General features: G+C 43.0%; 9 protein-coding genes. All 9 read right to left on the bottom strand.

All coding sequences use genetic code 11. The features are described 5' to 3' along the window. Window positions 1–9: 9 nt before the first annotated feature. The 9 genes from dxr to upp all read right to left on the bottom strand — a co-directional run bounded on the left by dxr (window position 10) and on the right by upp (window position 8,843). A complete protein-coding gene (gene dxr, locus B4J50_RS04595) occupies window positions 10–1,170 on the bottom strand; it encodes a 1-deoxy-D-xylulose-5-phosphate reductoisomerase (RefSeq protein WP_286846488.1) in 1,161 nt (386 codons plus the stop codon). Continuing rightward, window positions 1,167–1,991: a phosphatidate cytidylyltransferase gene (locus tag B4J50_RS04600; protein ID WP_286846487.1), complete on the bottom strand. Its 825-nt coding sequence runs from the start codon at window positions 1,989–1,991 to the stop codon at window positions 1,167–1,169. Before B4J50_RS04600 ends, dxr begins: the two co-directional genes overlap by 4 nt. Beyond that, complete coding sequence (gene uppS / locus B4J50_RS04605; protein ID WP_286846485.1) at window positions 1,972–2,688, bottom strand: polyprenyl diphosphate synthase; 717 nt, start codon at window positions 2,686–2,688, stop codon at window positions 1,972–1,974. Before uppS ends, B4J50_RS04600 begins: the two co-directional genes overlap by 20 nt. Further along, window positions 2,681–3,337: a uracil-DNA glycosylase gene (locus B4J50_RS04610; protein ID WP_286846483.1), complete on the bottom strand. Its 657-nt coding sequence runs from the start codon at window positions 3,335–3,337 to the stop codon at window positions 2,681–2,683. The genes uppS and B4J50_RS04610 overlap by 8 nt, the downstream gene beginning before the upstream one ends. Next, window positions 3,334–4,182 carry a hypothetical protein gene (locus B4J50_RS04615; protein ID WP_286846481.1) on the bottom strand — a complete coding sequence of 283 codons (849 nt, stop codon included), beginning with the start codon at window positions 4,180–4,182 and terminating at the stop codon, window positions 3,334–3,336. The genes B4J50_RS04610 and B4J50_RS04615 overlap by 4 nt, the downstream gene beginning before the upstream one ends. A gap of 111 nt (window positions 4,183–4,293) precedes the next feature. Further along, entirely contained in the window at window positions 4,294–5,601 is a 1,308-nt protein-coding gene (murA, locus tag B4J50_RS04620; protein ID WP_286846479.1) for a UDP-N-acetylglucosamine 1-carboxyvinyltransferase, read from the bottom strand. Between the two features lie 87 nt (window positions 5,602–5,688). Further along, complete coding sequence (wecB, locus tag B4J50_RS04625) at window positions 5,689–6,816, bottom strand: non-hydrolyzing UDP-N-acetylglucosamine 2-epimerase (RefSeq protein WP_024822295.1); 1,128 nt, start codon at window positions 6,814–6,816, stop codon at window positions 5,689–5,691. A 17-nt stretch (window positions 6,817–6,833) separates the two neighbouring features. Further along, window positions 6,834–7,700 carry a glycosyltransferase family 4 protein gene (locus B4J50_RS04630; RefSeq protein ID WP_286846476.1) on the bottom strand — a complete coding sequence of 289 codons (867 nt, stop codon included), beginning with the start codon at window positions 7,698–7,700 and terminating at the stop codon, window positions 6,834–6,836. Between the two features lie 42 nt (window positions 7,701–7,742). Further along, window positions 7,743–8,843 (bottom strand): uracil phosphoribosyltransferase, encoded by a 1,101-nt coding sequence (gene upp / locus B4J50_RS04635; RefSeq protein ID WP_024822293.1) that lies wholly within the window; start codon window positions 8,841–8,843, stop codon window positions 7,743–7,745. Window positions 8,844–9,008: the final 165 nt, after the last annotated feature.

Here is a 9,008-nt window from a genome sequence, read left to right on the forward strand (position 1 = left end):
CTATTCTCCTTATTTCCCCCCTGTTATTTCTTGAACAGAGCGTTGCGCCCATTGGGAAATCTCAATACATTCATCTAGAGATGTTGGGGTTCCTCCATTATACAGCGCCATTGCCTTCTCTATCACTAAGGGAATTTGCGTAAAAGTAATTTTATTTTTTACAAAAGCTTCTATAGCTCCTTCATCAGCGCCTATAAGCAATGCGGGGTAGGGCCCAAGTTTTCGAGCGGCTTCTTTGGCCAGAGCTAAACATGGGAAGAGCTTTTCATTAGGGGGATAGAAATTGATAGTGAGTTCTTTTAAAGAAAGCTCTGGAACGAAAGACATGGTTCTCAGTCGCTCTGGGTAGCCGAGAGCGGAAGCGGCAGATAGGCGCATGTCAGGTGTAGAAGCAAGCATTTTCATAGATCCATCAATAAATTGGACGACGCCGTGAACAACAGAACCAGGAGAGATCACTGCATCTACTTGCTTGCTCTGTAATCGAAACAAAAACATAGCTTCTATTAATTCTATCCCTTTGTTCATAAGAGTGGCGCTGTCTATACTCAATTTATGCCCCATACTCCATACAGGATGGGCTATAGCCATGGAAGGAGTAACAGATTCCAATTCTTTGTGCGTAAACGTTCGAAAAGGCCCCCCAGAAGCCGTGAGGTAAATTTTTGAGACCTCGCGTTCCATCTCCCCTCTCAAACATTGCCAAATAGCATTATGTTCGCTATCTAAAGGGCGGAGTTGAGAATCTCTTTTTACGAGAGGCATTACCCACGGTCCTCCCACAACAATACTCTCTTTATTTGCGAGAGATACTTCTTTCCCTTGTTTGAGGGCACCCTGGAGGGCTTTAATAGCGGCTGTTCCTGAAGAAGCAAAAACTACGTGATCAACATGGGGATGAGTAGCTATGGTATATAGAGCTTCATTCCCTGAAAAAACAGGAATAGAACACCCCTTCCCCTTAAACAGGGATGCTGCATGAGGATTGGTTAAAACAACAGCTTCCGGATGGAAATCTTGTGCGATATTTATCATTTTGTTCACAGCGCTATGAGCTGCTAAAAACACAACCTCAAAGGAGTCTGGAAATGCGCGACAAACATCTAACACAGCACTTCCTACGCTCCCTGTAGCGCCTATGACAGCAAGCTTTATACGTCTATTTTTCAAGAAAGGATCACTCCAAATAAGAAAAATGTCAATGTCCCATTAATTAAAATGCTATCAAAACGGTCAAGAAAACCCCCATGTCCAGGAATGAGGTGTCCGCTGTCTTTTACCTCCGCTTCTCTCTTGATTAAGGATTCTACCAAGTCTCCAAGCTGGCCTGCAATACCGCATATAGCGCCAATACCTAACAGTGGGATAGGGGGTAACGAACAATAGTATGCCACTGCCGCTGAAATGAGGATGCTGGCACCAGCTCCACCGGCAAAACCTTCCCATGTTTTTTTAGGGCTGACAGCTTCGCAGAACTTATTGCGACCCCATCGCGTCCCTACGAGATATGCGGCTATGTCGCAACTCCATGTGCAGAGGAATAGGGAGAAAAGAAGAGTTCGGCCAATAGGATGAGCTCGTAAAAGCACCATATAACTCCACGGCAAAATAATATAAATGAGCCCAGATAAAGTTCCGCCTACGTTCCAAATAGCGTAACTGACCTGAGAAAATTGGCGACGTAATATTTCTATCATAAATAGTACAAAAGAAGTAAGGGTAAAAATAATTAAAATAGATGCAGGACGAAGGTATTCCGCTGAAGCCAAAAGGACCAAAATACCGGCGAGAAACCCTATTCCCTTGGATACTCTAAATTTCTTCGAAAGAAGTTGATAGTATTCCCACAGAGAGATGAGGCTAATTATAGAGGCTAAAAGAAACCATGTTCGTCCACCGTAATAAATAGCAGACAAAATGAGGGCTCCTATAATAAAGCCGCTAAAAGCTCGTAGAGCAAGTTCTCGGGACTTAGCTTTGAATGCCACCATAACGTCGATCCCTCTTTTCAAATGAATCTATGGCGTCTTTTAAGGTTTTTTCTGTAAAATCAGGCCATAACACTGATGTGAAATATAGTTCACTGTAGGCTCCCTGCCAAAGCCAAAAGTTGCTAAGACGTTGTTCCCCGCTGGTTCGTATTATAAGATCTGGGTCGGGAACATCTGGGAGATAGAGATACTTTCTGAAAGTTCCCTCTGTAATTTCCGTGCCATCGCTTTCTCTGACGATATGTTGGATGGCATCTAGAATTTCCTGTCTGCCCCCGTAATTTAAACAGACAATCAGTTGTAAGCGTTCTCCAACCTTAGTAATATTTTCTGCTTGGTACATGATTTCACGAATATCATCAGGAACGCCTTGCATTCTTCCTGCAAAACGAAGACGTACCCCTTCTTCTCGAAGTTCATCGATTTTTTTACGGATATAAAATTTAAAAAGCGACATAAGCCCTTTCACTTCTGTTTGTGGTCGCTTCCAATTTTCTGTGGAAAAAGCGTAAAGTGATAAATAGGGGATATGATAAGAAGTTGTTGCTCGTACTATCCTCTCTACGGCTTTGACTCCAGCTCGATGCCCTAAAAGACGTGGAAGATGGCGACGTTGAGCCCATCTTCCATTCCCGTCCATAATAATGGCTATATGTTGAAGAGAAGAGAAGGTCTCTTCTCTTGGAGAATCAGACATTCTCTATATGTCCTCCATTCCGTTTTTCTAATAATTCGTCGAGATGCTGTTTTACAACCCGAATATCTCTCCATGTAAGATCTTTGGGACTTCCCTTTCTTCTTGAATCATTTCTAAGAAGGTAGCTAGGATGGAAAAGAGGCATGAGATCTATTCCACGCCATTGAAACCATTGCCCACGTAGAGAGGTAATGCCTTCAGAAGTTTTTAAAAACCATTTTGTGGGAGTATTCCCAAGACATACAATAATCGCAGGTTGAATAAGTGCGATTTGAGCTTCCAGATACTTGTTACAAACCATCATTTCTTCTATAGTGGGGACTCTATTCTCGGGAGGTCTGCACTTTACCACATTTGTAATATAGACATCCTTTCGAGAAATATCAGCCGCTTTTAATATTTTAGTGAGAAGCTGTCCGGCTTTTCCTACGAAAGGGCGCCCCTGTTCATCTTCATCAAAGCCAGGCCCTTCCCCTACAAACATTAATAAACTTTTTATGGCCCCTTCTCCGGGAACCACATGTTTCCGGGTTTTACATAGAGCGCATTTTTCACACGTTGTAATATCTTCTAATAATTTACCCCAAGCTTTCTCTCTTGCTTTCTCTATAGATGTTAACGTAGGGGTATACCTTTTTTCTTCCATCATTTTATAAACACTCCATTGACGAGAATGTTGACTTTTTGTATATCCATACCGGTAAAATATCGGATAGCTCGTGCACTTTTCCACCGGATTTTATTTCCTATATCAAAAAAAGTATGTTCTCCCGTAGTAAGAGATACTATGATAACTATCTCTACGGCTTCATCTGCTGGACGTACTTTAATATCTAGTACTTTGTAGACTTGAACGGTTCGTTCCGTAAGATATTGTATTATATCTATTATGGCTTGGGGACTGATACTTAACTCTCCGTAAAAATTAAAAGGCGGACGAACGATGGTCCGTTCCCCTTCTTCACGATCAGTGGTTTTAAAAAGATCCCGTAAATGTCCTACGAGTTTTCCAGCAAAGTTACGGCGAATTTGAGCGCGAGATACGGGGATAACATGCTGTCCCTTGGTCCGTCTTTCTTTGCGAGCATTTTTTATATCTTCCGGAGAAGCCACATCACTGATGTGAATAAAATTCTCAGGACGAGGAAGCTGTAATCTGCGAACAATTTTGTTTGCCATGGCAGATGATGTGGCTATAATCATCACTTTACAAGGGGAGTGTTGGCGTAAGAAGCCCATCACCTCTTCCCGGTGATCTGAAAATTCAAAGAGAGCTCGGCGTATGGCTCTGACAAGATTTTTCTCGGATTTTGCGCTCTTTCCGGCCATAATACGACCTCGGGAGATAACAAGGCCATCGTCAATAATGTAATCGACGTTATTTTCTTTAGCGACAAATTGTGCCCTCTGACTTTTACCAGTGCCAGCTGGCCCTACAAAAGCAATTATTTGGATTCCTTGCTCTTGATTCTTTTTGTGTAGAGTTGAATCCATATCATCACCTTGCCTATGCCCATTTTACTGAAAAAAAGAAGAGAGGGGGGTAACATAAATGTTTTGTACGTTAGCGTTCTTTCCCCCCTCCCCTATTTTTTTCTTTGTTGTTTATGCTTCTTCTTTTCGTACAGCCCCATTAACTTTTGTGCTCAAGGGCTCTGTAGGAATAACTTCAACTCGACCACCAAGTTGCTGAAGCTTTATATCCATGTCTTCGTAACCGCGCCATACATGGCCAATATGGAACACCGACGTCTCGTCTTTAGCTGCTAAGCCAGCGAGTATAAGAGCGGCACCTGCCCGCAAATCAGTAGCATTGACGTCAGCCCCTATAAGTTGTTCTACTCCTGTTACAACAGCGGTATTCCCCTGCAACTCTATCTTTGCCCCCATTTTATTCAGTTCACTTACGTGGAGGAACCGCGATTGGAAAACGCCTTCCTGAATAACACTTGCTCCTTCAGCTAAAGCAAGGGTTGCCATAACCTGAGGCTGCAAGTCGGTTGGAAATCCTGGATAAGGCAATGTCTTCAGGGAGACAGCTTTCAGCCGTTTGACAGGATGAACTAAAACTCTATCTTGTTCCACTGTGAAGTTGGCCCCAGCTTCTTCCAGTTTAGCCAGAAGAGAGTCTATATGTTGGGGAATAATATTCGTTATCTCCACTTCCCCACCAGTAATAATAGCTGCGAGAATATAAGTGCATGCTTCTATGCGATCAGGAATGACAGTTATTTCTTCCCCGTGTAGTTCGTCAACTCCTTGAATTCTAATGACACCAGTCCCATCCTCTTCAATAATGGCTCCCATGGCTTTGAGTGTTTGTACCAGATTTGTAATTTCCGGTTCACGTGCTGTATTTTCAAGCACCGTCTCCCCTTGGGCAAATACGGCGGCCATGAGAAGATTTTCTGTGGCTCCTACTGAAGGAAAGTCGAGATAGATGCGACAACCTTTAAGACCGTTGGCAGTCGCGTGAACGGCACCATGAACAAGATCTATCGTAGCACCCATGCGGGAGAGCCCCTTAAGGTGCAGGTCGATGGGACGACTTCCGATGGAACAGCCGCCTGGCAGGGGCAATATGGCTCGTCCACAACGAGCTAATAATGGCCCAAGAACGAGGGAAGAGGCGCGCATTTTCCGAACTAGATTCGCAGGCGTTTCCCACGATAGCTCTTCAGGTATAGAGATAGACATTTCACCTTTTTCATAAAATATATCGGCGCCAAGATCCCGAAGAAGATCAGCCATGGTTATAACATCATGAAGGCGGGGGACCTTATGAATCCGAAGCGTGGCATCTTTTAATAGAAGAGAAGCAGCCATAACAGGCAAAGCGGCATTTTTAGCTCCTTGTGCTTCTATTTTTCCATGGAGCGGAATTCCGCCAGCAATTTTCATTTTATAGTCCATCATAATCACTCCTGCTCTCAATGTAAGAGCTTTATAATATAGCTGAAAAACAGAGCTTTTTGAAAAGTTTATAAAGGATATTTTAAACTATATTTCCTCTTTTTTAAAAAAATTGTCAATGTATTTGAGAATTCTCTGAGAAGCTTTCCCATCTCCAAAAGGATTATTACTTTTCCCAACAAGCTTATCATAGTCTTCGCGACTCGATAAAAGACGAAGAGTTTCAGTTACTATTCGGTCTTTATTAGTTCCTACGAGAATTCCAGTACCTGAATGTATCGCTTCTGGTCTTTCCGAGAGGTTTCTCATGATGAGTACTGGCTTGCGTAAGAAAGAAGCTTCTTCTTGTACTCCCCCACTATCACTAAGGATAATATAGCTTCGATTCATGACCTGTACAAAATCAGGATACTCAAGAGGCTCTGTAAAAATAACTCGTTTATGCTGCCCGAGATGTTTTCGTATAACGTCCCGGACAGTCGGATTTTTGTGCAGGGGAATGAGCACATAGATTTCTGGTACAGAAGCCAATATTTCAGATAGAGCCTCACATATATTTACTAAAGGCTGCCCCCACGATTCCCTTCGATGGGCGGTGACCAGAATGAGAGGTGCTTCTTGCTGAAGGCCAGAAAGCTCTTCAGGAAGAGATCCCTTATGTTGTTCTACTGTTCGAGATAGGGAGTCTATCACCGTATTACCTGTAACAAAAATGCGATTCTCGTCTGCACCTTCCTGAAGCAAGTTTTGTTTTGCTCCTTGTGTCGGGGCAAACCAGAGAGTTGATAAGCGATCTGTGATAACTCGATTTGCTTCTTCAGGGAAAGGCTGGTCTAGATTCCAGCTCCGTAAACCGGCTTCTATGTGTCCTACAGGGATTTTTCGATAAAAAGCAGATAAAGTTGCTCCCAATGTTGTAGTGGTATCGCCATGTACAAGAACCATATCGGGATGTTCCTTATCAAAAACTTTTCCTGTTCCTGTCAGAACAAGAGATGTGATGTGATCGAGTGTTTGGCGATCTTTCATAATATGAAGATTTACATCTGCTTTTATATCGAAGAAAGAGAGGGCTTGGTCAAGCATGTCTGAATGCTGCCCTGTTGCTAATACCAAAGTATTGTATTCCTTATTGTTTCTTAATTCTAAAATAACAGGGGCCATTTTTATAGCTTCAGGCCGAGTTCCAACAACACAAACAATCTTTCGAGACATTTCGTCCCTCCTTCATTTCATTGAATGAATCGGGTGAAAAAGTAAAGACCCAGCTCAAGTAAAGCTCCATGAAGGAGCACTAAGATCCCTAATGTTTGTACAGGAGAAAAGCCCTTATCAATCAATCTATAATGGAGATGACCGCGATCAGGTAAGAAAGGAGAACATCGGTGACACAATCTGCGAATAATAGAAGCTACAGTATCTAATACAGGGACCCCGCCCCACAAGAGAAGGAATATTATGAGTTTCCAGATAGAGAATAATTGTGGCGTATTTTCTACATAATTTGTATAGATAGAGAAAGTTAATTGTGAAGCGAAAAGGTACCCCAGCAGCGTGCTACCGCCATCTCCTAAAAAAGTTCGGGCTCGCGGGAAATTCCAATGTAAAACTCCTAAAGCTGCGCTCCCTATAGGCAACCAGAGAGAAGGATCGCCTAATCTAGAGGCCATTAAAGTTGCCACGATAAACATACTTAAACATAGTCCATTGAGACCATCAATTATATTATAGGCACTGGTGGTGCCGGCTATCCACAAAAGCATCAAAATGCGGTGAGTCCACGGAAGCTCTATTGGTATGAGCACCAAAAAAGCTGCGAATATGTGTAATACCAAACGTACAATGGGATTGAGAGGACGAATATCGTCCCAATAACCACACAGGAAAACAATAGTTGCTCCTGTTGCACTTAATTTGAGGAAGAAAGATCCTGAGGCGCCTAGTAAAACCCATAAGAGATACCCCATCCATAAAACTATACCGGCTCCTCGGGGGACGTTTCCTAAATGATGTTTTCTTCCTCCAGGAACATCAAGGATGCGATAGTGATGAGATAACTTGATGGAGAGGGGGGTCATTCCTGCTCCCCACCCCATCATTAGTATGCATATAAATAATAAGCGCCACATGGTATTTCCCAATTATTTGGTCCCAAAAAGCCGATCTCCGGCATCCCCAAGTCCGGGAACAATATAGCCCTGTTCGTTCAAGTGGCTGTCAAGGGCAGCTGCGTAAATATCTACGTCAGGATGGGTTTCATGTACCTTTTTTACGCCCTCTGGAGCGGCTATGAGACAGACCAGAGACACTTTCCGAGCCCCTTTCTCTTTGACGAGACTAATAGCAGCAGTAGCGGATCCTCCTGTAGCGAGCATCGGGTCAAGAACAAATATGTCTCGCTCATTAATATCGCTAGGTAGCTTACAATAGTACTCTACAGGCTCAAGTGTTTCAGGATCTCGATAGAGTCCTATATGACCAACTTTAGCGTTGGGAATGATTTGAAGAATGCCGTCCACCATGCCCAATCCAGCCCGTAGTACTGGGACTATAGCCAATTTTTTCCCCTCTAAGGTGTATCCAGTAGTTTTCTGGATTGGAGTTTCTATCTCAATTTTTACAAGGGGAAGGTTTCGAGTGATTTCATAAACCATAAGGCCGGCTATTTCTTGAACGAGTTCTCTAAATTCTTTGACAGAGGTATTTTTGTCCCTAATAATGCTTACCTTATGTTGAACGAGGGGATGATCAAAAATTACAATACGTCCTTCTCCATTATTTGTTAGATATGAAGGAGCAATCTTTTCTTCATAACTACGTATTTTTGCTATTCGGCGTTGGTGCCTGTCTCCTTCAAAGGTTCCCTTAAGCCACACATCAACTATTTCAGTTGCCTGTTGCTCCGAAATGAGACGACCTCCCATGGCCAATATATTGGCATTGTTGTGGCGTCGGCTAAGTTTGGCTAACTCTGTGGTATTGCATAGAGCAGCGTAAGCTCCTGGAACCTTGTTAGCCGCTATTGACATCCCTATCCCGCTTCCACAGATGAGAATACCTCGTTCTGCTTCGCCATTAGCTACAGCTTTCCCAACTGACAGAGCTACGTCAGGGTAATCACTGGAAATATCCGGAGTATCTGCCCCGTGGTCAGAAACTTCGTGTCCTTCTTCCTGCAGATGGCGTAAAATAACGGTTTTAACAGAATAACCTGCATGGTCAGATCCTATAGCTATTTTCATTCTTCCTTGACCTCCCGGAGAGCCAGTTTATTTAGATCCGCAATATAATAACACGTAAAAAGAAGTCTTTCCCGATATTGAAAAAGGAAAGACTTCTTTTACTTTTTATTTACGTACGCAACTCAGATAAGTTTGTCATTGTTACCCGAGCAGTGTCAGCATTAC

This window comes from Aminobacterium sp. UBA4908 (genome assembly GCF_002398115.1).
GTDB lineage: Bacteria > Synergistota > Synergistia > Synergistales > Aminobacteriaceae > Aminobacterium > Aminobacterium mobile.